The sequence below is a fragment of the Enterococcus sp. DIV1328a genome, assembly GCF_050536905.1.
Lineage (GTDB): Bacteria > Bacillota > Bacilli > Lactobacillales > Enterococcaceae > Enterococcus > Enterococcus faecalis.
The window spans coordinates 2,070,551-2,095,458 of record NZ_CP172912.1; the positions used below are offsets into that span (position 1 = coordinate 2,070,551).

Sequence of the window (24,908 nt, forward strand, 5' to 3'; positions counted from 1 at the left end):
TTATCTTTTTTTCTTTTGATAAGGGGTATTTTCTAAAGGCAGACTTGGTCGTAGCTGACCATCCAAGGCAAAATATGCGCCTGCTAAAGCTGGTGCGGTAGGGATCGTTGCTAACTCACCTACGCCTTTAATTCCATAGGCTAAACCTTCGTGAAGATTGTCAGCATGAACCAAAATTGTTTCGATTGGTGGTACTTGAGTGGCGTTCACTAATCCTAGCGTTGCATATTTTGCTTTAACATAGCCTTCTTCTAAGGCAAATTTTTCAGTTAAAGCATACCCCATGCCCATCGCAATCCCACCTTCAATTTGACCTTCAGCAGCTCGTGGATTCACCACTTGCCCCATATCATACGCAGCCACAAATTTAGCTACTTTTCCTTTGTCATCTAGAATAGCTACTTCAGCAGCATAACCATAACCAGCATGACTAACTGGACTTTTTTTATCATTAATTAATGGATCCGTTTTCGCTGAATATTCCCCATAAAATTCTTCGCCTTCCAAATCACTTAAAGCACGTCCCATATCAAGCTCATACCGTAATTGCATTGCCGCTCTTCTAGTTGCTTCTCCTGTGAAGAGTGACTGCCTCGAAGCCGTTGTCGTTCCTGAATTCGGCGTTCTTCTCGTATCAGGTGCTTCCGCAACAATCATTTCTGGTGGTAAATTTAATGTTTCACAGGCAATTTGCGTCGTAACGGTTGCCATCCCTTGACCGATACAAGCAGCACTTGTGCGGACATGTATTTTTCCTTCTTCAACAGAAATAATACAACGCCCTGTATCAGGTAGCCCCACACCCACGCCACTATTTTTAAAGAAACTAGAAATTCCAGCAACTTCCGCTTGTTCATAGACGTCTTTAACTGCTAACAAGGCTTCTTTTAACGCCGCATTTTTCGAGACCAATTGTCCATTCGGTAAAGTATCTCCTGGGGCGACGGCATTTTTAAAGCGTATTTCCCATGGTGATAGTCCGACTTTTTCTGCTAACAAGTTTAAATTACTTTCAATTGCAAAAGCCGTTTGGCAAACACCAAATCCACGAAATGCACCTGCTGGCGGATTATTAGTATATACAGCAAACCCTTCCACATCAATCGTTTGATACTTGTAGGGACCTGCCGCATGTGTACAAGCCCGTTGCAATACTGGTCCTCCTAAAGAAGCATAGGCCCCAGTATCCGCATAAATCACTGCTTTCATTGCAGTTAAATTGCCTTCTTCATCACAGCCGGTCGTAAAGTCCATTTCCATGCCATGGCGTTTAGGATGAACCATCAAACTTTCTTCACGGCTTAGCAGTACTTTTACTGGTTTCTTCAATAACCAAGCGGCTAAGGATGCATGATGCTGAACACTCATGTCTTCTTTTCCACCAAAACCACCACCAACAAGTTTTGATTGAACATGAATTTTTTCCTTGTCCAGTCCTAACATCCGAGCCACTTCCCGTTGTTCATCATAGATACTTTGACCCGCACTAAAGAGCAAAATGCCCTCACCTTCAGGCTGTGCAATCGCACACTCGGGTTCCATAAAGGCATGTTCGTTAATTGGTACGGAATAATGTTCTGTCACTATAAACGCAGAATTTGCTAATACTTCCTCTGCATTGCCACGTACCAAGTGTTCATGAGACAAGATATTGCCCTTTTCATGAATAGCTGGTGCACCTTCTGCTAAAGCAGCTTCACAAGAAGTAAGCGGTATCATTTCTTCGTAATCAACTTTCACTAAATTTTTTATCTCTGGTAAGGTTTCTTTTCTTTTTGAAACAACGAGTGCCACTGCATCCCCAACGTACCGTGTTATTTCTCCTTCTGGAATCATTACATCCCAATCGGAAATAAATTCTAAATGACCAATTTTATTATTTCCTGGAACGTCTTTAGCTGTGAACACAGCCACACAGTCAGGATGCGCCAACGCTTGGGTACTATCGATTGATAGAACTTTTGCACGAGGATAGGCACTCCGCAAAGCAGATGCATGAAGCATTCCTTCTATGTCAATGTCATCTACATAAATCCCTGTGCCTAATGTTTTCTCTACTGCATCGACCCGTTGGAAGTCTTCCCCTAATTTACCATTTGAATGTTCTTCCGGAATGCTCGTTTCTTCACAAAACATTTTAGCAGCTAACTGAATGGCTTCTATTATTTTCACATATCCTGTACAACGACAAATGTTTCCTCGTATAGCTTTTTGAATGTCTTCTTTTGTGGGTTCGGGTTTCTTGTTCAATAATCCTTGTGCCGAAATAACCATCCCAGGGATGCAATACCCGCACTGAACTGCACCCGTTTTTGCAAACGCATAGGCATAAACATCTTTTTGCCGTTGGCTTAAACCTTCGATTGTCGTGACTTCTTTACCAGCTAATTTTTCTAGAGTAAACAAACACGCTTTGGAAGCCTTTCCATTTACTAGCACCGTACATGCGCCGCAAGAGCCTTGGTTACAACCATCTTTTGTTCCAGTTAGGCCCAGATCCTCCCGCAAAAAGTCCATTAATTTTTTGTTTGTTTCACAGGTTTCACTTTGACCATTTACAATAATTGAATACATTTCTTGCACCTCGATTTCTGATATAGTTTAGTGTTCAATCACCTAGATTATACCACAAATCTTCGTTCTAAAAATTATTTTTTAGCAAAAAAACTTTTTTATTTAACTCAAAAGTCCTCATTATTGATAGCGCTGTTGAATTAATTCTCCCGCGATGCTAATCGCTAACTCTTCTGGTGTTTCGGCTGCAATGTCTAAGCCAATTGGCATGAAAATTCTTTCAATTTCAGTCATTGTATAACCGACCTCTTTTAACCGTCGAACTTGTGAAGCAATTTTGTGTTTGCTCCCCATCACACCAATATATTTGGCTGGTGTTTCCAATAACTGTTTGGCAACGATGAAATCAAAATTGTGTCCTCTGGTAATTACTATACCATAATCGTCCGCCGTTATTTCAATAAACGCAGCTAAATTTTCTAAAGGAATAACCCGTAGTTCCTCAGCTTGTGGAAAAGCTTGTGCCGTCAAAAATTCTGGACGATCGTCCACTACAACGCAATAAAACGATAAATAGTTTAAAATAGGTACCAATGCGCGTGCGACATGACCACTTCCAAAAATATACACTTTCCCTACTTGGAGGATCGCTTCTGTTAAAAAAGTGATTTCCTCTTTTTGCTCACAATAGATACCTTTAGGTAGCAAACTTAATTCCCCCTCCCAAGAAGTGGAACCAATCAATTTGCCTGTTTCACTATAAAAGGATACTTTTCCTAAATTGTTTTGATCTAGTTCAGTCATTAACCAACCTTGTTGATTATTTTGAAATTGCGTTTCTATGGACTCACACAACTCTTTTAAAAATGGCGTTTCCCATGAAAGATAATGGAAAAAAATCGTGACATTTCCGCCACAGACCATGCCTAAATCAGCAATATTATTCGGGGCTAAAATAAATTGACGTTGTGCATTTTCTTTCTCAATAAGTAGCTTTTTTGCCACTTGTTCAGCCTGAAATTCAACCGCGCCACCACCAACAGTTCCGGCTATTCTACCTTCGGCGGAAACCAGCATTCTAGCCCCTTGACTTCGTGGTGTAGATCCTGAACTTGTACCAATCGTTAATAACATCGTGTCTTGCTTTTCCAATATTGCCTGTTTCAAACGCTGAAATACTTCTCTCATTTCAGTTCCTCCGATACTACATCCTGTTCTTTAAATATTTCTTCAAAGCATGCCTCTACCTGTTGATACACTTTTTTCTCAAATAAAAGATATTGATCAATCAACTCTTTTCCTTGATCCGTAACAATTGACCCGCCACCATTACAACCACCAACACTTTTGATAATTAATGGAAAAGATAGCTCTTCTTCAGCTACCCGCACAATCCGCCATGCCTTATTATAAGACATTTTCATCTCTTTTGCCGCTAAGTTTAGTGACCCAGTTTGCTGAATTTTTTGTAAAACTTCGACAACGCCAGGACCAAAAAAGTTCCGATCTGTTTTTAATTTTAAGTTTAAGGAATACGTAAACATCTTCTCCTCCTTTATTCGTTCATTTTTTTATAGATAACGTAAGGGAAAAAGGATACGAAAGCTTACTCACTTTCGTATCAAAAAAAGCAATCTTCACTCAAGTGCTACGCGCTTTTTTGGTTTTAAAATGACATTTAAAAGGACTGCTACCAAAGTGGTTAAGATAACTTCCGAATTACCGAAAATCGTTGTTACCCAAGTTGGAAAACCAGCTAAGCTTCCAGTAGACAATGTGACACCAATTCCAAATGCTAGAGCTGTTCCGACAACCCCAGTATTTCGAGGAGTCATTTCCTGCGAAGCAATCATCCGAATACCTGTCATAGAAATAGAAGCAAAAACTGAAATCGTTGCGCCACCAATTACCGCGTAAGGAATCGTAGTTAATAACGCAGCTACTTTCGGAACAAAACCAGCAATTAATAATATAACTGAAGCGAAAACCAGAACATACTTATTAATCACTTTTGTTACCGTAACCAGACCAACATTTTGTCCAAAAGTTGCCACTGGGATTGATCCAAATAAACTACCAATAAAGTTAGTGAAACCACTCCCCATAATTCCGCCAGATAATTCTTCATCCGTTGCATCCCGATCCATTGCCCCAACCGTTGTTGCTGTAAATTGACCGATGGCTTGAACAGCATCAACAATAAACATCACCACAAGCGTAAAGATAGGCACCAGTTGAAAATCCAGTCCAAAATGAAACGGGGTAATTACCTGAACGATTTTAGCATTTTGAACTGGCTCAAAACTAACCATCCCTAAAGCTAAAGAAATCAAATAACCAATAACCATTCCGTTTAAAATTGCTGATAACTTCAAAAATCCTTTTGCAAAATAATTGAAGTAAAAGACAATCGCAAAGGTTAATAATGCAACTAACCAATTCCGGGCTGAACCAAAATCAGCACTACCAGCTCCTCCTGCCATATACTTAATCGCAACAGGAAACAGGGATAGGCCAATACTTAAAATAACCGTTCCTGTTACTAAAGGCGGAAACAACACACGGATTTTTTTAATGAACAAACCAACAATAATAACAAGAATACTGCCAACTAATTGGGAACCAAAAATTGCTGCAATCCCAAAATCAGCTCCGATGGCCATCAAAATCGGTACATACGCAAAACTTGCCCCCATCATAACTGGTAACCGTGAACCCACTTTTCCAAAAATAGGGAAAAGTTGAATTAACGTGGCAACTGCTGAAAAAATCAATGATGTTTGAATCAAAATAGTCGTATCACTAGGACTTAATTGGCAAACTTTGGCAATCATAATTCCCGGTGTGACAATCCCTACTACTGCTGCGACAACGTGTTGCAATCCCATCGGAATTGCTTCAGAAATTGATAGTTTCGCATCATATTCAAATAATGCTTGCTCTTTTTTTTCATTCATAGGATCGTTTCCTTCTTCTTTTTATTCTAAAAGGATTGTTTCCCTTAATCAGTAAAGAATGCAATCCTTTTTCCCTCAGAAACATCTTAAAAATTATCCTTTGACAGCAACTGCTTCAATTTCAAATAAACCATCTTTTGGCAACTTGGCTACTTCTACACAAGAACGTGCAGGCAAAACTTCTGAAAAGTAATTCCCATAGATTTCGTTAATTTTGCTAAAATCAGACATATGTTGTAAAAACACCGTTGTTTTCACAACATTATCATAGGTCATCTCGACCTCTTTTAAAATCGAACCTAAATTGATAAAAGCTTGTTTTGCTTGTTCTTCCACTGTAGTCTTCATTTCGCCCGATTGCGGATCTAATCCTAGTTGTCCAGAAATGTACAACGTATTTCCCGCTAAGACAGAATGTGAATAAGGACCTACAGCAGCTGGTGCCTGTGCAGAATTAATCATTTTGTTTGTCATCGTTTTCCTCCATTCTATGATTCTTTATTTTCAATTAAAGTCCCTGTTTTTCCAGATAATCCTTCTTTGGCTTTTTCTAATAACGTAATCAATGTTTTTCGACCTGGCTTAGATTCAGCAAACTTAATCGCTGCTTCAACTTTTGGTAACATTGAACCTGGAGCAAACTGACCTTCTTGCGCATATTGTTTCATTTTTTCTGTTGAAATATTCCCTAAGGCTTCTTGATTTTCTTTACCAAAATTAATACAAACTTTTTCAACTGCTGTTAAAATCACGAGCAGATCAGCATCTACTTGTTCAGCTAGTCGTTCACTACAAAAATCTTTGTCGATGACTGCATTTACCCCTTTCAGTCGGTTCCCTTCTTGAATGACTGGGATGCCACCACCGCCGCCAGCAATGACTGTTTGGCCAGCGTCAACCAATGTTTGAATCGTGAGAAGTTCGACAATATTTTTGGGTTTAGGGGAAGCGACGACTTGGCGGTAACCACGGCCAGCATCTTCCATCACTTGTATATTTTTTTCTTTGACTAATTGTTCTGCTTCTTCTTTTGTCATGAAGCGGCCAATTGGTTTCGTTGGTTTTTTGAACGCCGGATCATTTTCATCCACGACCACTTGAGTGACTATGGTGGTGACGGCTTTACTTATATTTCGCTGACGCAACTCTTCTTGTAGCGCATTCTCTAAATCATAGCCAATGTAACTTTGACTCATGGCTACGCACATGGATAACGGAACAACTGGATATTGTGGATTATTAAAGGAAAATTCTTCCATAGCTAATTGAATCATCCCCACTTGAGGACCATTGCCATGAGATAAAATAACTTCATATCCTGCTTCAATCAAATCTGCAATCGCTTTGGAGGTCTGTTTTACGGCAGTCATCTGCTCCGTCAAATTATTTCCTAAAGCATTGCCACCTAAAGCTACTACGACGCGTTTGCCCATTGCTTCACCTCATTTTCTGTTTTATAAAAAGGACGATGCTTTTTCTTTTTCACAACGAGTTTTCGTATTAACTGTCTGTTGTCGTTGCATGAAGTCAACGCACATGACTAAGCGTTCTTGACTCGAGACAATCACACATTCATGAATAGACTTGGGAAGGTCTTATTTGTTCATGTTGAAGAGGCAACTTCTAATGATTCATTGTGTAAAGAAAAAGCATCTGTCTTCATGCCAAATTCATTATTTTACTTCTCTTGGTATCGCTTTATCCGCTAAGTCTGTTAAGGTTTTTTGCGGATTTTTTACTTTACTTAAGAAAATCATAGCCGCAATAACATACGGTTTGTAGCTAGCTTCTTTGTAAAGTTCGACCCGATAACGATCGAAAACAGAAGCTTCCACTTCGCCTTCTTCACAACTAACGCCAGTAATATCAGCTGGTAGACAATGCATATACAAAGCTTTGCCGTCTTTTGTTGTTTTCATCAATTCTTCTGTACATTCCCAATCTTTGTGCTTTTTATTTTGAGAAAGTAATTCTTGTTCTAATTGATCAATTCCTGCTTGGTCACCATTGCCATATAATTCAGTTCGCTTTTCCATTGCCGCAAAAGGTGCCCAGCTTTTCGGATAAACAACATCCGCATCTTTGAATGCTTCTGCCATACTATTCGTTTTAGTAAAGTTTCCACCAAATTCTGCTGCATTTTTCTTCGCAACTTCTTCTACTTCTGGCATAATTTCATAACCTTCTGGATGTGCTAAGACGACATCCATTCCTAAACGGGTCATTAGACCAACAATTCCTTGAGGAACAGATAATGGTTTTCCATAAGATGGTGAATACGCCCAAGTCATGGCAACTTTTTTCCCTTTCAGGTTTTCAATGCCACCAAATTCATGAATTAAATGCAACGCATCCGCCATTGCTTGCGTCGGATGGTCAATATCACATTGTAAATTCACTAACGTTGGGCGTTGTTCTAATACCCCATCTTTATATCCTTCTTGGACAGATTCTGATACTTCGTGCATGTAAGCATTGCCTTTACCAATGTACATGTCATCACGAATACCAATGATATCAGCCATAAAAGAAATCATGTTTGCTGTCTCACGAACAGTTTCTCCGTGAGAAATTTGACTTTTTCCTTCGTCTAAATCTTGAACTTCTAAGCCCAAAAGATTACACGCTGAAGCGAAACTAAAACGTGTTCTTGTAGAGTTGTCGCGGAATAAAGAAATCCCCAAGCCACTATCAAAGATTTTAGTTGAAATATTATTTTCTCTTAAATAGCGTAATGTATCGGCAACTGTGAAAACAGCTTCTAATTCATCTCTTGTTTTTTCCCAAGTTAGGAAAAAGTCATTTTCGTACATTTTTTCAAATTCTAATTTATCTAATTTCTCAATATATTCTTTAAACGTTTCCATTCCATCTGCTCCTTTTTTCTTGTCTAATAATCCTTTACTTAACCACAATAGACCGTTGGTAATGCCGCATAAACGGCTGCACAACGAACCAAATCATCTTTCCAAGTTTTTTCATTTGGTGCATGTGCTTGTGCTTCCGCCCCTGGCCCGAAACCAATACAAGGAATGCCATTACGTCCCATAATTGAAACGCCATTTGTTGAGAAGGTCCACTTATCTAACAATGGGCGTTCTTCACGCATTTCCACTGTTTCTACAGAGCCTTTCCGTGTTTCTCCATAGAGATTTTTATGCGTTTCCATCAAGGCTTTTGTTACATCATGATTTTCTGGAATTACCCACGTTGGGAAATAACATTCAATTTCATAAGTTAAATCAGTATAAGAAGGACGATCATAGTTGTACATTGAAACCGTCACATCATCTCCATATTTTTTAACAGCTGGTAAATTACGAATTTCTTCTAAACAACTTTCCCAAGTTTCTCCAGCTGTCATTCGACGGTCTAGTGAAACGGTACAGCCATCCGCAACAGCACACCGACTTGGTGAAGAATGGAAAATTTGCGAAACAGTCACCGTACCACGTCCTAAGAAACGGGCTTCTTGCCACTCTGGATTGTACTTAGGATCTAACATACGAACTAAACCACGAATCGCTGTGCTTTCTGTATCTCCATTGTTGTTTAAGGCACGAACATCTTGTAAGATATCCGCCATTTTGTAAATGGCATTATCTCCACGTTCTGGTGCTGAGCCATGACACGAAACGCCTTTGACATCAACTTTAATTTCCATTCGGCCTCGTTGACCACGATAAATCCCACCATCTGTTGGCTCTGTTGAAACAACAAATTCTGGACGGATACCGTCTTCTTTGATAATGTACTGCCAGCATAAACCGTCACAGTCTTCTTCTTGGACAGTAACTGTTACCAAAGCAGTGTATTTTTCTGATAATAGACCTAAATCTTTCATAATTTTAGCGCCATAAATAGCTGAAACAATCCCGCCTTCTTGGTCAGATGTACCGCGACCACCGATCTCAGTTTCTGTTTCATAACCATCGTAAGGATCAAATTTCCAGTTACTCATTTCACCAATTCCGACAGTATCCATGTGCCCATCAAAAGCAATTAATTTTTCACCAGACCCCATATAACCAAGTAAATTTCCTTGAGGATCAATGTCAATTTTATCGAAACCTAATTTTTCCATTTCGGCTTTTGCTCGCGCAATTTTGTTGCCTTCTTCTGCACTTTCTCCTGGAATTTTGACAAGGTCTCTTAAAAATTTGACCATATCTTCTCTGTAACCTTCTGCTGCTGCATTTACTGCATTAAAATCCATTCCTTTTACCTCCATAAAATTTTTTTATAATTGTCTGGATCAGTGTCCCCTTCGGTAGAAAACATTAAAACGTTTGACGTCTCATCCAGTTGCAATGCCTCACGTAATTCTTGATAGTCGGGATCTTGCATCACTGTAGCTACTAAGCCCATTGCTACTGCCCCAGATTCGCCTGATACAACTTGCGGATCCCCTTTTAATGGCGCGCCCAACATACGCATTCCTTTTTCAGAAACCCAATCTGGTGCTGAAACAAAGAAGGATGTATGATTTTTTAGAATATCAAAAGAAATCGTATTAGGTTCTCCACATGCTAGGCCAGCCATAATTGTCTGTAAATCACCATCGACAAAGCGAATTTCTCCGTCTTTTTTAATTGCTGATTGATATAAACAGTCAGCCGCCTGTGCCTCAACTACGACCATAATCGGTGGGTTTTCTGGAAAAGCATTAGCAAAATAACCAATCACCGCCCCAGCTAAACTGCCGACACCAGCTTGAACAAAAACATGACTAGGTCGTTCAGAGCCAAATTTTCTTAATTGTTGAGAGGCTTCTAACGCCATCGTTCCATATCCTTGCATAATCCAAGTTGGAATTTTTTCATATCCGTCCCAAGCGGTGTCTTGAACCATGACACCGTTTTCAGTTTCTTCGGCCATTTTATTAGCCATTCGCACACATTCATCGTAATTAACTTCTTCGATTGTGACGGTTGCGCCTTCTTTTTCAATATTTTCTTTTCTCGTCTGTGTTGAACCCTTTGGCATGAGTACAACTGATTTTTGACCTAATTTATTCGCAGCCCAAGCGACTCCTCGTCCATGGTTGCCATCAGTTGCTGTAAAAAACGTAGCTTGTCCAAAAGCTGATCGTAATTGATCAGAAGTTAATTCATCATATGTTAGTTCCGAAACATCTTTCTTTAATTTTTCGGCAATATAGTTAGCCATGGCAAACGAACCACCTAAGACTTTAAAAGCATTTAAACCAAAGCGATAAGATTCATCTTTAACAAAGAAATCATTTAACCCCAGATACGCGGCCATATGATTCAATTCTGCTAATGGTGTTTCTGAATACTGTGGAAAACTTTTGTGAAAAGCCAAAGCTTTCTCAATTTTTTCTTTAGACATCAGTGGTAAGTACTTATCCTCCGTCTTCGGCATTTCATTTGCTGTCCATTTAATTTTTTCCAAAAATACTTCTCCTCCTTCTATTTTTAAGTTGCTTTACGAAAAACAAATTTTCCTTGATTTGCCAAGATGACTTGCCCAGCTTCAGCAACTTTTTGACCTCTTAAATAAACCATTCGAGCCTGTCCTTGTGTTTCAAATCCTTCATACGGCGTATAATCGACATTTTGTAACTGCGTTCTCGCAGCAATCACGCCGGTTGTTCTAGGATCCCAAACAACTAAATCGGCATCACTGCCTTCTTGCACCACACCTTTTTGTGGATACATCGAGAATTGTTTAGCAATATTTTCAGAAAGCAGAGCAACCATTTTTTCCAAGGTGATTCGGCCCTTCGCCACACCTTCCGTGTAAATTAATTCTGGTCTCGTTTCAACACCTGGCATCCCATTGGGAATTTTACTAAAATCATCTTCGCCAACTGTTTTTTGTCCGTGAAAATTAAAACTGCAGTGATCTGTCGATATTGTATTGATTGCCCCCTCTTTAATCCCTTGCCACAAAGCCTGTTGATCCTCTCGTTTGCGTAGTGGCGGTGAGCAGACATATTTTGCTGCTTCAAAATTAGGCGCATCATACAAGTGATCATCTAGTAAAAGATATTGAGGGCAAGTTTCTACATAGACTGATTGTCCTCTTTGACGAGCCCGTTCCACCGCTTCTAATGATCGTTTTGTGCTTAAATGCACAATGTTAACCGGCAAATCAGCCATTTCCGCTATCATCAAATATCTTGCTACCGCTTCTGCTTCAACAGCCGCCGGTCTTGATAACGGATGATAGTGCGGGGTTAGCTTTCCTTGAGAAACATATGATTGGATTAATTCATCTACTAAATCACCATTTTCACAATGAACGCCTAACATTCCATTAACTTTTTTTATTTCTTTCATCGCTTCAAAAATTTCCGCATCTGTGGTCCGCAAGTTATCATAAGCCATATACATTTTGAAGGAAGTAATACCTGCAGCAATCATTTCCTGAATTTCAGCAGCTATCGTTGGGTTCCATTCGATCATGGACATATGGTAAGTATAATCACATGAACTCTTGCCTTCAGCCAATTGATTCCAAGTAGCTAAACAGTCTTTCAATGAGCCACCTTTATTAGGTGTAGCCATATCAATAACCGTAGTCGTACCTTTGGCCACCGCCGCTTGGCTGCCAGTAGTAAAGTTATCCGCCGTACTTAACGAACCTTTGCCATTATTTAATTCCAGATGCGTGTGCGCATCAATAAAGCCTGGTAATACATAACACCCCGTAACATCCTCAATCTGAGAATTTTCTACTGGTAAATTTGCCCCCATCTCTACAATTTGCTCGCCGTCAATTCGAATATCCAATTGACGACGATTATATGCAGATACGACGGTTCCACCTTTGAGCAGAATAGACATCTATTTATCCCCCAGTCGTAAATTTCCTTTTATGCTTGCATACAATAAGCATATTCTTCAATCATAGTTACCATTAATGCGATTAAATCTTCTGGTACATCTAATCCTTGATCCGTTAATTGAATTGTTGACACCGTTCCCCATAAACGCAGTAAACAAATTTTATCCACAGGATTTTGAACATAGAAACCTGAATTAGTACTGTCATAAAAATCAGCTTCACTGTTAAATAAGGTAAATTTGTCTTTGTAAGGGGCACTTGCATAAGGGCAAAATGTTTCACAGTTGCCACATTCGTTACACATCCGATCAACATGAACAATTTGTGGTTTTCCTTCGACGTACACAACAATATTTGCTCGGTTTGGACAGACATCCATACAAGATTCACAAATTGTGGAGCATTCTAAGCAACGACTAGCTTGACTACAAGACATCTCGTCTGTCACAAGGATACCTCGTTTGTTTCTAACAAATGCAACATCACTATTTAAATTATCTTTTTCATAGTGATGATTGTGGACAAGACAAATATTATTGGCCGCTTTGGTTGCATCAGCGATTGCTTCAACTATTGTGGCTGGTCCTAAATTAGCGTCACCAATGACATAGATGCCTGGTATATTTGTCTCCAATGTTTCTTGATTTGAAACGACTTTCCCATAGGTGTCCGTGTGAATGCCTAATGCTTGGTAAAACTCTGTATCTACTTTTTCACCAACAGCGGCAATCACTGTATCAGCAGGAATATCAATCATTTCTCCTGTACCAACTGGACGACGGCGTCCAGAAGCATCTCGTTCACCTAGGACCATTTTTTCACAAGTTAATTGTTGATTTTCATGTTTAATTGGCGAAAGTAATTCTAAAAAGTCGACACCATCTTCTAAGGCTAAATAAAGTTCTTCTTCATCTGCTGGCATATTGCGTTTATTCCGACGATAAACCACTGAGACTTTTTTAACACCAGGTAATGTTGTGGCTGCACGAGCACAGTCCATGGCTGTATTTCCGCCACCAACGACGACAATCTGTTCTCCATAAGGATTAATTGTTGGATTTTCTCGGTTTGCTTTTAAAAATTCTAACGAGTTCAATGCTCGACCAGATTCTAAACGAAGGACCCCATGTTTCCATGCACCAATGGCATAAATAACATTCGTATAGCCTTGGTTTTTCAATTCCGCCAATGATGGCGCCTCTTGTCCTGTACGGAATTCGGCTCCCATAAATTCCGCTAACTGAACGTCTTTTTGAACAGATTCCATAGAAATTCGAAATTCTGGTACAATCTGGCTACAAACGCCCCCAATTGTCTCGGATTTTTCAAACACAGTAACAGGCATGCCTTCACGTGCTAATAAATACCCAGCAGAGATCCCTGCAGGGCCTCCACCCACAACAGCTGTTTTAGGTGCATTTTCTTTTGGCTGTGGCTTTTCTAGTGTCGTCAATAATTCATCATAAGCATGTTCAGCTGCTTCTAACTTCACTTCCCGAATATGAATAGATTCTTCATAAAATTGACGTGTACATTTAGTCATACAAGGATGTGCACAAATGGTTCCAGTAATAAAAGGCAATGGATTTTTATCGACAATTACTTGCAAGGCCTTTAAATAATTACCTTCACTTACATAACGAAGGTAAGCAGGAATATCCTGATTGATTGGACAACCACCGTCACTTCGACAAGGAGCGATATAACAATCTGTTAGTGGAACTGTTTTTCTTAGTTTGGTACTTTCTGGTAATTTAATTGATTTTTGGTAACGCGCTTGTGTTTTAGCTTTCTCAACAACTTGAGCTAATTTATCCAAGTTGACATGAACCATCTGAGGATATTCTGCTGCGCTTAATACATTAGCAACTTGATTCATTCGTTGATAGCCACCAGGTTTCAACAGCGTCGTTGCCATAGTGATTGGCCAAATACCAGCATCAAATATTTCTTTACTATTGAAAATATCTGCACCGCCAGAATAAGAAATTTGTAGTTTCCCATCAAATGCTTCTGATAATTTTTGTGCCAATGAAATACTAAGAGGAAATAGCGAACGTCCTGACATGTACATTTCATCACCAGGTAATTCATTTGCTGCAATCGTTACCGGGAAAGTGTTCGTAATTTTAACTCCGAAGCTTAGATTTTTACTATTGGCTAATAATTGCAGACGTTGTAACATCGGTACTGCTTCTTCAAATTGTAAATCTTCTTTGAAATGGTGATCGTCAAAAACCATATAATCAAACCCTAGCTCATCCATCGTTTGACGCGTATATTCATAACCTAACATGGTTGGATTACATTTAATAAAGGAATGGAGCCCTTTTTCACTTAATAAATAGGCCGCAATTCGTTCAATTTCGTCTGATGGACAACCGTGTAAAGTCGACAGCGTAATAGAATGACAGACTTTAGGACTAATTGCTTCGATATATAAGTCATCTACTTTTTTAAAATAAGATAGATATTTTTTGGCAGCTGCTTGGCATTCCGCCCAAATCGGCGTTCCTTCTGCGTTCTGCATTTCGTTAATATAACGATCAATTTTTGGTGATTGAATCCCTGCCAAATCATAGCCAACACTCATGTTAAAAATGAAACCATTCGGGTCACCTAGCTCAAACTCTTTACTCAGTAACTTCAAAACAAACCATGCTTTGACGTATTCATCATAAGCTTGGGGAACGCGCAATTCTGTGGACCACTCAACGTTGTAACATTCATCCGCTGCTGCGATACATGGTTTACTCACTGGTAAATCTTCTCCATCCAGTATCTGGACTGTCTTAACTTCAAAAAAACGAGAACCTGTTAAATAGGCCGCAATAATATTTTGTGCTAATTGTGTATGAGGACCTGCTGCTGGACCACAAGGGGTTTCCATTTTTTCTCCAAATAACGAAATCGTTTTTGTAGGATCCGCATGATAAAATTTACGAATGCCAAAAATTGTGCCATCTTGTTGATACTCACTAAAAATCCAATTTAATAAAGCCTCAATTGAGATGGGATGCATAATATCACTCATTAACGTCACTCCTTTTATTTATAATGAAAGCTATTGATTTACTCGTTTCCAGAAAGATTGTGCTTGCGTTTGCGCATCATGCCAAACTTTCTCTTCATCAATTCCTTGAACTTCACGATTACGCATCCGAATTTCTCCATTAATCACCGTGTCAGTGACCATCCCACCATTCATACCGAATAAAATGTGCATGTTATAATTCTCTTTTGTCATTGGTGTCGGGCCATGATAATCAACAATAATGACGTCTGCTGCTGCATTAGGTTCTAAAACGCCTAGCTTTGTTTTAAAATAGCGATTAGCCATTTGCGGATTATTATCAAACAGCATTGTGGGAATTTCTGCCCAAGCCGCATTTGGATCAGCTAAATGATGTTTGTGGATAACATTTCCTACCTTATAAGATTCCGTCACATCATTCGTATAACCATCTGTGCCAAGACCCATCAAAATACCATACTCATTAAACATGCGCATTGCAGGTGGGCAACCGACCGCATTCCCCATATTCGACTCTGGATTCGTGACCACCATTGTGTCTGTATCTCTTAGTAATTCCATCTCATGAGGTCCAATATGGATGCAATGGCCTGCCATTGTCTGTTTTCCTAAAATTCCTAAATCAAATAATCGGTTCACAATCGGCTTCCCATATTTTTTCAAAGAATCATGAACATCGGCTAAATCTTCTGCAATATGAATATGATAACCAATCCCATCTGGCGTATTGGCTGCACATAATTCTAAAGAAGCATCTGATAAAGTAAAGGCTGCATGCATACCCATCATCGCTTTTTGCATATCATCCTTTCTTAAGGAACTGGCTTTAATAAAGGCGGCATTTTCTTGAACTGCTTCCCGCATTTTCTGCTCACCATCGCGATCAGAAACTTCATAACAAAGGCAGGTTCGAATCCCTAACTCGTCCGCTGCATTAGATAATTGGGTTAAACTCCCTGTAATTTCTCCGTAACTAGCATGATGATCAAAGACAGTTGTAACGCCGTTGCGAATACTATCTAAATAAGCAACCTTACCACTTTGATAAGTGTCTTCTAATGTCAAGGCACGATCAATTCGCCACCATTGATCTACCAAAATATCCATGAAATTTTTAGGATGATAATTCGTTAAACTTAACCCACGTGCAAAGGTACTATAAATATGATTGTGCATGTTAATAAAGCCTGGCATAATCACTCCACCTTTAGCATCAATAAATGTCGCTTCTGGATAAGCTTGTTTTAATTCTTCTGTCGTTCCGACTTGTTTCACAACTTGACCATCAATCGCCACACACCCATTTTCAAAAAAATGATTCTGCGCATCCCGAGTGATTAAACGCCCATTTCCAATTAATAACATGTATTCTCCTCCTATTTTTCAACCTATTCCCCACAAGTGGCAAACGCTTACAAATCAATCGCTCAATCATTCACGAATATAGCTTGATTAGCTTTGCTAATCTACATTCCTTACGAAAAGCATTTGAAGCGCTTGCATTTTTTTACTAACGAACTCATTAACTTAATTAAAGTATATCACCTTACCTTAAAAAAAACAATGCTACCTAAAAAATATTTTTTAGAATTTTGACAGCCGTTATCTTGTATTATTATTTTTATCATGCTATCATTATTTTTCAGAACAGGTAGTATGCGACATTAAAGGATTTAGCCCTGCCTATTCCATTTAAAAATATTATGTTAAATTTGACACAATCTTATAAAAACTGTTTGTGCCAGGCACATTAGAAAGGAGCTTATTTATGTTATCCGACGAAAAACTTACTTTTTTAACACAAATTGCTAAAGGTTTAGCTGGTCAATTTGGTGAAAACTGCGAAGTCGTTATCCACCAAATCAATGAAGACAATATTAACAATTCTATTGTTTCCATTGAAAATGGTCATGTCTCTTCTCGTCATCTGGGCGATGGACCTTCTCAAGTAGTCTTAGAAGCCTTAAAAAAAGACCCTAGTGAGTTGAATGATCATATTAACTATCTGACCCGCACCCATGATGGTCGTATTTTAAAATCTAGTACAATGTATTTTAAAGATGAGAATGGTCAGCTCGATGGTATTTTTGCTATTAACTACGACATCACTACATTGATTGCTGCAGAGTCGAACTTAAAATCTTTGATTTCCACTGCAGAACCTGAAGAAGATAAAGACCCTGATTACATTCCTCAGGATGTTAATGAGTTGTTAGACGATTTAATTCACGAATCAGTTAAATTAGTTGGTAAGCCGGTCCCATTAATGACGAAGGACGATAAAATCAAGTGTATTCAATTTTTAAACAATAAAGGCGCCTTCTTAGTCACTAAATCTGGGGACAAAGTTTCTAACTTCTTCAATATTTCTAAATATACGCTATACAGTTATATTGATGCGAAATAAAAATGGAAATCGATGGACGATTTGTTGTTAAGACAAGTCGTCTATTCTCTTTTTTCCTTCACTATTCTACTTTTTCTAAAAGACTTTTTAAATAATAGTAAGAAAAAGTAAAAGGAATTAATTTTTTATTTTAGTTATGGTATGATAGATTGAGTTTAATTTAAAATAACGAAAAATTAAAGATATAGAAATTGGGGGACAACAAATGGGGATTCGAAGTCATTTAGCAATTGCTGCAGGAAAAACTTCGCAATGGGTTTTACAAACATTTTTTAAAGGCGGCAGTAGCTACCCAGGGAAATTAGCCCTAAAAATCGATCCTAAAATTTTAGATACATTGGCAAAAGACTATGAAATTGTCGTAGTCACTGGAACGAACGGCAAAACATTGACAACTGCTTTAACTGTTAACATTTTACGCCAAGAATTTGATGAGGTATTAACAAATCCAACTGGTGCTAACATGGAGCAAGGAATTGTCTCTACTTTTTTAAATGCCAAGGCGAAAAAAGGACAAAAGAAATTTGCGGTTTTAGAAATTGATGAAGCAAGTTTAAGCCGTGTCACTAAATATATTCAACCAAAATTATTTGTTTTTACGAATATTTTCCGCGACCAAATGGATCGCTATGGTGAAATTTATACGACGTATCGCTTAATTATGGAAGGCGCCGCTGCTGCTCCTGAAGCAACTATTTTGTGCAATGGTGATTCGCCAATTTTTAATTCAAAAGAAACTGTAAATCCTCGCAAATACTATGGATTTAATCATTTACCACCGAAAGAGCAATTGGCTCATTACAATACAGATGGGGTTTTATGTCCAAAATGTAATCATATTCTTCATTATAAAATGATTACGTATGCTAATTTAGGTGATTACTATTGTCCAAATTGTGGCTTCAAACGGCCTGAGTTGGATGTGCAGTTAACGGAGATGGTCCGGATGGATAATACATCTGCTGATTTTGTGATTGATGGCGAAGAATACGGCATTGCTGTTGGTGGGATGTATAATGTTTATAATGCGCTAGCGGCCACAGCGGTAGCAGAATATTATCAGGTGGCACCAGATAAAATCCGAGCAGGTTTAGCTTATGATGAAAAAGTTTTTGGGCGTCAAGAAACTATTAAAGTTGGCGATAAAGAATGTACATTAGTTTTAGTAAAAAATCCCGTTGGTTTAAATCAGGTCATTGATATGATGGGCTTAGCCCCTTACTCTTTCTCGCTGGTTTCATTATTAAATGCCAATTATGCAGATGGAATTGATGTCAGTTGGATTTGGGATGGTAATCATGAAGCCTTTGCTGATATGGACATTCCAAAAGTAATTGCTGGCGGTGATCGCCATGAAGATATGGCCTTGCGTTTAAAAGTTGCGGGTATTCCTGAAGAAAAATTACTAGAAATTGCTGATTTAGAGCAAGTAATTTCAGAAATTAAAACGTTGCCGACAGATCATGTCTATATTTTGGCAACCTATACTGCTGTTTTGCAATTAAGAAAATCATTAACAGCCCAAGGGTATATTCAAGGGGGAATGAATGGTGTCTAAAGAATTAGTCGTTTGTCATTTATATGGCAACTTATTAAATACTTACGGAGATAACGGAAATTTATTGATGCTTAAATATTTAACCGAAAAAATGGGCGTTACCTTCCGATCAGAAATTATCAGTATCTACGAACCGTTTGATCCCGAAAAATATGATTTAGTCTTTGTTGGTGGCGGTCAAGACTTCGAGCAACTGATCATCTCAGAAGACATTCAGAATAAAAAAGAAGCTTTGACTTCTTATATTGAAAATGACGGCGTCTTGTTAGCTATCTGTGGTGGTTATCAACTTCTAGGACATTACTATGTCGGCGCAAAAGGCGAAAAAATTAAAGGAATCGGTGCATTAGATCATTACACTTTGAGCCAAGACAACAATCGTTTCATTGGTGATATTGAAATTTATAATGAAGAATTTGATGAAACGTATTATGGTTTTGAGAATCATAATGGCATGACTTTTTTAGGCGAAGGTGAACGACCTTTAGGAACAGTCAAACAAGGCAAAGGCAATAACGGTCAAGATAATGGCGAAGGCGTTGTCTATAAAAATGTGTTTGGTTCCTACTTCCACGGTCCAATCTTAGCACGCAACAAAAATCTAGGGATTCGGTTAATTCGGACCGCTTTAGAGAAAAAATATGGTGAACCGATCGCTATTCCTGAAACGCTTTATAAATAAAAGAAGAATCTAGTTCCTACATATAGGGCTAGATTCTTTTTCATTTCTCCGACAACTATTTACATCTTTACAAAATATAGTAAGATAAAGAGGTGCATTTAAAATCGAGAATTTCTCGGACTGGTTCGGAAACTTCCCAGAATAAAAAACTAAGTATCTCTCAATACTAACTCAAGTCATAGCTTTTTTAACAAGAGTTATCATTTGCAGTTAACGAAAAAGGAGGATTGGAAAAAATGCAAAAAGTAATTATTGATTGTGATCCCGGAATTGATGACACGCTTGCTCTCTTGTATGCACTTGCTTCACCAGAGCTAGATGTCCAAGCGATTACAGTTGTTTGCGGAAATGTCCCTGTGGAGATTGGCGTGGAAAATGTTTTTAAATGTTTGGAAAAAGTTAATCGCTTAGATATTCCTGTCTACCAAGGGGCTGCTAGCCCTTTAAAACGGCCATTTGTTAGTGCACAAGATACACATGGCATGGATGGTTTAGGTGAAACATATTTCCCCAGAACTAGCAAAATCCAAGCACAAGCGCTTTCCGCTGCTGACTATTTAGCACAAACCTTTCAACAAGCTACCGATTGCTCAATCATTGCCCTTGGTCCTTTAACAAATATTGCGTTGGCTTTAAAAAAAGAACCTCTTCTGGGACGAAATCTTCAACGTTTTGTCTCAATGGGTGGTACCTTTAAAAGCCACGGCAATTGCTCTCCTGTTGCAGAATTTAATTATTGGTGTGATCCTGATGCAGCAGCTTGGGTTTTTGAGGAATTAGGTGCAAAAATCGAGATGGTCGGCTTAGATGTCACACGAGAAATTGTTTTTACACCAACAATTCTCAACTATTGTCAACGACTCAACCCCAAAATGGGGAATTACCTCGCTGAGATTACTCAATTTTATTTTGATTTTCATTGGAAATATGAACGTATTTTAGGGTGTGTTATCAACGATCCCTTAGCGGTTGCTTATTTTATTGATCCTACGCTCTGCCAAGGCTTTTCCAGTTACGGACAAATTGTTCCTGACGGCATTGCTATGGGGCAATCAATGATCGATCAGTATCATTTCCAGCAGCAACCAGCTAATTGTCATGTCTTGACTACGGTTGATAGTCAACAGTTTTTCGTGAAGTTTCTATCCATTCTTTTAAATGTACAAATAGATGAGATCGAAAGAGATTTCAAAAATTTAAGGATGGGATAACCATGAAAAAAATAACACCACGAATCATTACAATTATCGCTTTTAGTGTTGCTTTAAATTACCTCGGCAGTACCATTGCGTTACTCCTTCGTTTACCAATTTATCTTGATAGCGTGGGAACTATTTTTACAGGTGCGTTATTAGGCCCACTCTTTGGTGCACTGACAGGTATTTTAACAAGTCTATTAACTGGATTGACAACGGATATCTTTTCTCTGTATTATTCACCTGTCCAACTCTGCACAGGAATTTTAGCAGGCTTGCTCCTTCATCAGCAGTTAAAAGTAACCAAATTACCATTTAAAACGTTGTGGTTAACGATACCAGGAACAGTGATTTCTTCCTTAATCACAGTTTGTTTATTTGGTGGAATTACTTCTGCTGGCTCCAGCATAATTGTCCAATTTTTATATGGTTTAGGCTTAAATCAGTTAGCAAGCGTCCTGTTGGTTCAATTGATAACAGATTACGGGGATCGTCTGCTATCAGTCATCATCGTCACAGCTGTTATCGCTGCCTTACCTAAACGTTCCTTTATAACAAAATAAACTGTTTTAATGCCAAAAAAAGAGGAAATCATCTGTTGATGATCCCCTCTTTTTTTAGCGACTACCAGGTTCTGAAGCTATAATCGTTAGATCACCTTCAAAACGCCAGCTCGGAATATCTGTTGGAAAGATAAAGCTATCACCTTTTTTCAAATCAAAAGTAGCCACATCTGCTTTTGCAGCATCTTCTGTAATCAATCGACCCACACCTTCAATAACTGTTGCTAATGTATAAGGTGCTTGTTTTTTAACTTTTAGAATCCCACTGACACGCCACTCATAGACATTAAAGAAATCTGTTTTTACATAAGTAACAATGCTTGATTGTCCTTGATTTTCTTGTTGAATAGAGAGGTCAGGATCCTTCGCCGGAACGGTTGTCACATCAATGGATTGTTGAATATGCAATTCCCGGGTCTTTCCTTGATCATCTGTTCGATCATAATCATAAACCCGATACGTAGTATCACTGCTTTGTTGCGTTTCTAAAATTAAAATACCCGAGCCGATGGCATGAATAGTGCCGCTTGGTACATAATAAAAATCGCCTTTTTTCACTGGTACTTTTCTTAAAAGATCGTCCCAACGACCTTCTTCAATCATTTCAGCTAGTTCTTCTTTTGTTTTCGCGTGATGTCCATAAATGATTTCAGCGCCAGGTTCTGCATCAATAATGTACCAACATTCAGTTTTGCCTAGCTCGCCTTCATGTTTTTGACCATATGCATCATCAGGATGAACTTGCACGGATAAATCATCTTCAGCATCTAAAATTTTCGTTAATAATGGAAAGACAGCGCCACCTGCATGGCCGAATAACTCTTGATGGTCTGCCCACAATTCATCTAATTTTTTTCCTTTAAATTCGCCATTTAAAACAGTACTAACGCCATGTGGATGTGCACTGATGGCCCAATCTTCACCAATTTTATCGCTCGGTAAATCAAAACCAAATAGCGTGTGTAGACGATTGCCGCCCCAAATTTTTTCTTGAAAAACAGGTTGTAAAAATAATGGTTCTTGCATTGACTGTGACCTCCCAAATTGAATTCGCTCTCATTATATCACTAAAAACTAGTCATTTCATCTGAAACTGATGATTTCTCTTTTAAATAGGTTGCCAACAACTGATCTCTTTCTTCGATATAAGTATTCCGGTGGTCCTCTGGATGGACTCGATTAGATAAAAAGATAAACGCTGATTGTTTTTGCACATCAATTAGCAAAAAAGTGCCTGTATAGCCTGTATGGAATAATAATGGCCGTTGCGTAGCTACATCATATTTAAAATCCCAGCCTAGAGAACGTGGTTTATCTGCAGCTGGCACTTGGTTAACTAGTAACAAATCAATTGTCTCTTTTTTCAAGAATTGGTGATTGTGATAACTGCCTCGATTTAAATACATTCGAACAAATTTTGTTAAATCATAGACATTGCTAAACAAGCCAGCATTCCCTGCATGTTCCCGTAAAACAAATGCCTTAGGATCATGGGTTGTACCTCGAATCAACCCTCTTTGTTCATGTAATTCTGTTGGCACACAGTTTAAAAGATTCTTTGGTAGAAACGTACTTTCGTTCATCCCTAAAGGAAGCAATACTCGCTCAGATAAAATTTCTATCATTGATTGCTGGAACATTTCTTCTAACATAAAGCCTAATAAAATAGTCCCTGCATCTGTATAAACAACTTTTTTACCTATCGCTTTGCCTGCGTGAAATGAATGATTGTAGGCGTCTTTTAATTCTTGGGCATTCATCTGATCACGATTAGGAATATAGCCTTGTAAATCTGCCGTATGTGTCAACAAATGCCGGATTGTAATATTAGAATCTTGAAAAGAGGGATAATAAGTTTGTAATGATTGATCTAGAATAATTTTTCCTTCTTCCACTAATTGCAAAATAACGGTGGTGGTGCCGACTACTTTGGTTAAAGAAGCCACATCAAACAGCATGGCCGAGGTTAATTGTTCTTTGGTGGGTTTTATTTGTGCGAGTCCCCAACAATTGCTCTCCTCTTTTTCACCTTCAATGAAACAAAAACTAGCCCCCGAAAAAACACCTTTTTTCATCATTTTTTGAATTTTCCACTTTGTTTTTTCGTACATTTTTTCACCTTCTATTTTTAATATTAAAGGAAAAGTCTAGAATAAGTCCCGAACAAAAGTAGCGTTAAACTTTTATTCCGACTTTATTCCAGACTTGCTAAAACAAGCTTATTTTGTCTGTCTAAGCGTTTATTTTAAGACAAACCACCATTCCAAGCCAATTGGATCAAACATAGTAACAATCGCTTTTTTCTGGTCAATAAAGAACTCTTGATTTTTTGCCGTTAATTGTTGCTCCATTGCTAAAATATGTTCTTGATCAGAGAGCTTAATGGTAAAGAAATCTAAACCTAAGTGTGGATCAGGTAATTGATCCACTTCACTTGTTTCAGGTTTTTGGAATCCAATAGTTGCTTTGCCATCTTCTAAAACAAATTGATCTTTTTCATTGCGTTTTAAACCCAGAACTTCCTCATAGTATGCTTTTATTTCTTTTTGATTGTTTGTTTTTAATTGCACATGCGCTAAATATGACCCAGCGGCTAACCCTTGATGTGGCTCTAAGTCCTCACTGATAAGATCTTTAAGCACAATTGGTTGCTTTTCAGAAGTCGAATTTGCTGTTGCTTCATCGTGAAAAATCTCAAATTGATTGCCTTCAAGATCAGTAATGAACATGCTTTGTCGTGTGCCAATTTGGAAACTTTCATCAATTGGGTAGTCTTGCTCAAGCACTCGTTGAGCAATTTGTAAAAATTCTTTTTCCGTAGGAACTTTAATTGAAAAATAAGCCATTTGCTTTTCTTCATTATGAAAATCTTCGGCTTTTCTAGTTTCTTCTAAAATTAATAATTGCGTTCCTGCTTCACGTGTACCCCAGATAGACAGGTTATTTTCTTCTGACTTTAAAACAAAACCCATTACTTTTTTATAAAAGTCGACCATTTCGCCAACTTTTTTCGCACGAATGGCAATTGTTTTTAATGTCGCAGCTTTTTCTAATTGAAATTCAGTCATTTTTTCTGTTACCTCCATTTTCTTCTCTCCCATTTTATACATCTCTTGCTATTTCATCAAGTAATATCCTGTTTTTCTCAAAAGAAAATAGAAATTTTTCAATTTCGCCAACTTTT

20 protein-coding genes and 1 riboswitch are annotated in these 24,908 nt (G+C 38.3%); of the genes, 5 read left to right on the forward strand and 15 right to left on the reverse strand.

The annotated features are described in order from the left end of the window. The 12 genes from xdh to ssnA form a co-directional block, all read right to left on the reverse strand. Positions 1–2,574: a selenium-dependent xanthine dehydrogenase gene (xdh, locus tag IGL93_RS09890; protein WP_284954680.1), complete on the reverse strand. Its 2,574-nt coding sequence runs from the start codon at positions 2,572–2,574 to the stop codon at positions 1–3. A gap of 120 nt (positions 2,575–2,694) precedes the next feature. Next, positions 2,695–3,702, reverse strand: a complete 1,008-nt coding sequence (locus tag IGL93_RS09895; RefSeq protein ID WP_010776031.1) for an XdhC family protein — start codon at positions 3,700–3,702, stop codon at positions 2,695–2,697. Beyond that, positions 3,699–4,058, reverse strand: coding sequence for a winged helix-turn-helix domain-containing protein (locus tag IGL93_RS09900; protein ID WP_002356595.1), 360 nt, complete (start codon positions 4,056–4,058; stop codon positions 3,699–3,701). The genes IGL93_RS09895 and IGL93_RS09900 overlap by 4 nt, the downstream gene beginning before the upstream one ends. 93 nt (positions 4,059–4,151) lie before the next feature. Beyond that, positions 4,152–5,471 (reverse strand): nucleobase:cation symporter-2 family protein, encoded by a 1,320-nt coding sequence (locus IGL93_RS09905; protein ID WP_002356594.1) that lies wholly within the window; start codon positions 5,469–5,471, stop codon positions 4,152–4,154. 93 nt (positions 5,472–5,564) lie between these two features. After that, the gene (locus tag IGL93_RS09910) at positions 5,565–5,945 is read right to left on the reverse strand and encodes a RidA family protein (protein WP_002362244.1); all 381 of its coding nucleotides are present in this window, start codon (positions 5,943–5,945) and stop codon (positions 5,565–5,567) included. 14 nt (positions 5,946–5,959) lie between these two features. Beyond that, a complete protein-coding gene (gene arcC, locus IGL93_RS09915; RefSeq protein WP_002359647.1) occupies positions 5,960–6,904 on the reverse strand; it encodes a carbamate kinase in 945 nt (314 codons plus the stop codon). A 240-nt stretch (positions 6,905–7,144) separates the two neighbouring features. After that, on the reverse strand, positions 7,145–8,338 hold the full coding sequence (gene ygeW / locus IGL93_RS09920; RefSeq protein ID WP_010707240.1) for a knotted carbamoyltransferase YgeW: 1,194 nt from the start codon (positions 8,336–8,338) through the stop codon (positions 7,145–7,147). Between the two features lie 38 nt (positions 8,339–8,376). Beyond that, complete coding sequence (locus tag IGL93_RS09925; RefSeq protein ID WP_002362247.1) at positions 8,377–9,702, reverse strand: YgeY family selenium metabolism-linked hydrolase; 1,326 nt, start codon at positions 9,700–9,702, stop codon at positions 8,377–8,379. Continuing rightward, positions 9,693–10,886: a diaminopropionate ammonia-lyase gene (dpaL, locus tag IGL93_RS09930; RefSeq protein WP_002356589.1), complete on the reverse strand. Its 1,194-nt coding sequence runs from the start codon at positions 10,884–10,886 to the stop codon at positions 9,693–9,695. The genes IGL93_RS09925 and dpaL overlap by 10 nt, the downstream gene beginning before the upstream one ends. 23 nt (positions 10,887–10,909) lie before the next feature. Further along, the gene (gene hydA / locus IGL93_RS09935; RefSeq protein ID WP_016616770.1) at positions 10,910–12,283 is read right to left on the reverse strand and encodes a dihydropyrimidinase; all 1,374 of its coding nucleotides are present in this window, start codon (positions 12,281–12,283) and stop codon (positions 10,910–10,912) included. A 29-nt stretch (positions 12,284–12,312) separates the two neighbouring features. Continuing rightward, complete coding sequence (gene ygfK, locus IGL93_RS09940) at positions 12,313–15,318, reverse strand: putative selenate reductase subunit YgfK (protein WP_010776034.1); 3,006 nt, start codon at positions 15,316–15,318, stop codon at positions 12,313–12,315. A 30-nt stretch (positions 15,319–15,348) separates the two neighbouring features. Then, a complete protein-coding gene (ssnA, locus tag IGL93_RS09945) occupies positions 15,349–16,683 on the reverse strand; it encodes a putative aminohydrolase SsnA (RefSeq protein ID WP_010776035.1) in 1,335 nt (444 codons plus the stop codon). A 403-nt stretch (positions 16,684–17,086) separates the two neighbouring features. On the opposite strand from ssnA, the gene IGL93_RS09950 reads away from it, so the two are divergent. The 5 genes from IGL93_RS09950 to IGL93_RS09970 all read left to right on the forward strand — a co-directional run bounded on the left by IGL93_RS09950 (position 17,087) and on the right by IGL93_RS09970 (position 21,724). Next, positions 17,087–17,725 (forward strand): helix-turn-helix transcriptional regulator, encoded by a 639-nt coding sequence (locus IGL93_RS09950; protein WP_002381503.1) that lies wholly within the window; start codon positions 17,087–17,089, stop codon positions 17,723–17,725. Positions 17,726–17,930: 205 nt separating this feature from the next. Next, positions 17,931–19,283: a Mur ligase family protein gene (locus IGL93_RS09955; protein WP_002356584.1), complete on the forward strand. Its 1,353-nt coding sequence runs from the start codon at positions 17,931–17,933 to the stop codon at positions 19,281–19,283. Continuing rightward, positions 19,273–19,965 (forward strand): type 1 glutamine amidotransferase, encoded by a 693-nt coding sequence (locus IGL93_RS09960; RefSeq protein ID WP_010709837.1) that lies wholly within the window; start codon positions 19,273–19,275, stop codon positions 19,963–19,965. Before IGL93_RS09955 ends, IGL93_RS09960 begins: the two co-directional genes overlap by 11 nt. Positions 19,966–20,079: 114 nt before the next feature. After that, positions 20,080–20,124: riboswitch (PreQ1 riboswitch) on the forward strand. 77 nt (positions 20,125–20,201) lie between these two features. After that, positions 20,202–21,176 carry a nucleoside hydrolase gene (locus IGL93_RS09965; protein WP_002376589.1) on the forward strand — a complete coding sequence of 325 codons (975 nt, stop codon included), beginning with the start codon at positions 20,202–20,204 and terminating at the stop codon, positions 21,174–21,176. Positions 21,177–21,178: 2 nt separating this feature from the next. Continuing rightward, on the forward strand, positions 21,179–21,724 hold the full coding sequence (locus IGL93_RS09970) for an ECF transporter S component (RefSeq protein ID WP_002356581.1): 546 nt from the start codon (positions 21,179–21,181) through the stop codon (positions 21,722–21,724). Between the two features lie 54 nt (positions 21,725–21,778). Here IGL93_RS09970 and manA read toward each other — a convergent pair whose 3' ends face one another. The 3 genes from manA to IGL93_RS09985 all read right to left on the reverse strand — a co-directional run bounded on the left by manA (position 21,779) and on the right by IGL93_RS09985 (position 24,834). Continuing rightward, positions 21,779–22,750 (reverse strand): mannose-6-phosphate isomerase, class I, encoded by a 972-nt coding sequence (manA, locus tag IGL93_RS09975; RefSeq protein ID WP_002356580.1) that lies wholly within the window; start codon positions 22,748–22,750, stop codon positions 21,779–21,781. A 41-nt stretch (positions 22,751–22,791) separates the two neighbouring features. Further along, the gene (locus IGL93_RS09980) at positions 22,792–23,835 is read right to left on the reverse strand and encodes a serine hydrolase domain-containing protein (RefSeq protein ID WP_010776036.1); all 1,044 of its coding nucleotides are present in this window, start codon (positions 23,833–23,835) and stop codon (positions 22,792–22,794) included. Between the two features lie 129 nt (positions 23,836–23,964). Beyond that, positions 23,965–24,834 (reverse strand): VOC family protein, encoded by an 870-nt coding sequence (locus IGL93_RS09985; RefSeq protein WP_025192700.1) that lies wholly within the window; start codon positions 24,832–24,834, stop codon positions 23,965–23,967. Positions 24,835–24,908: the final 74 nt, after the last annotated feature.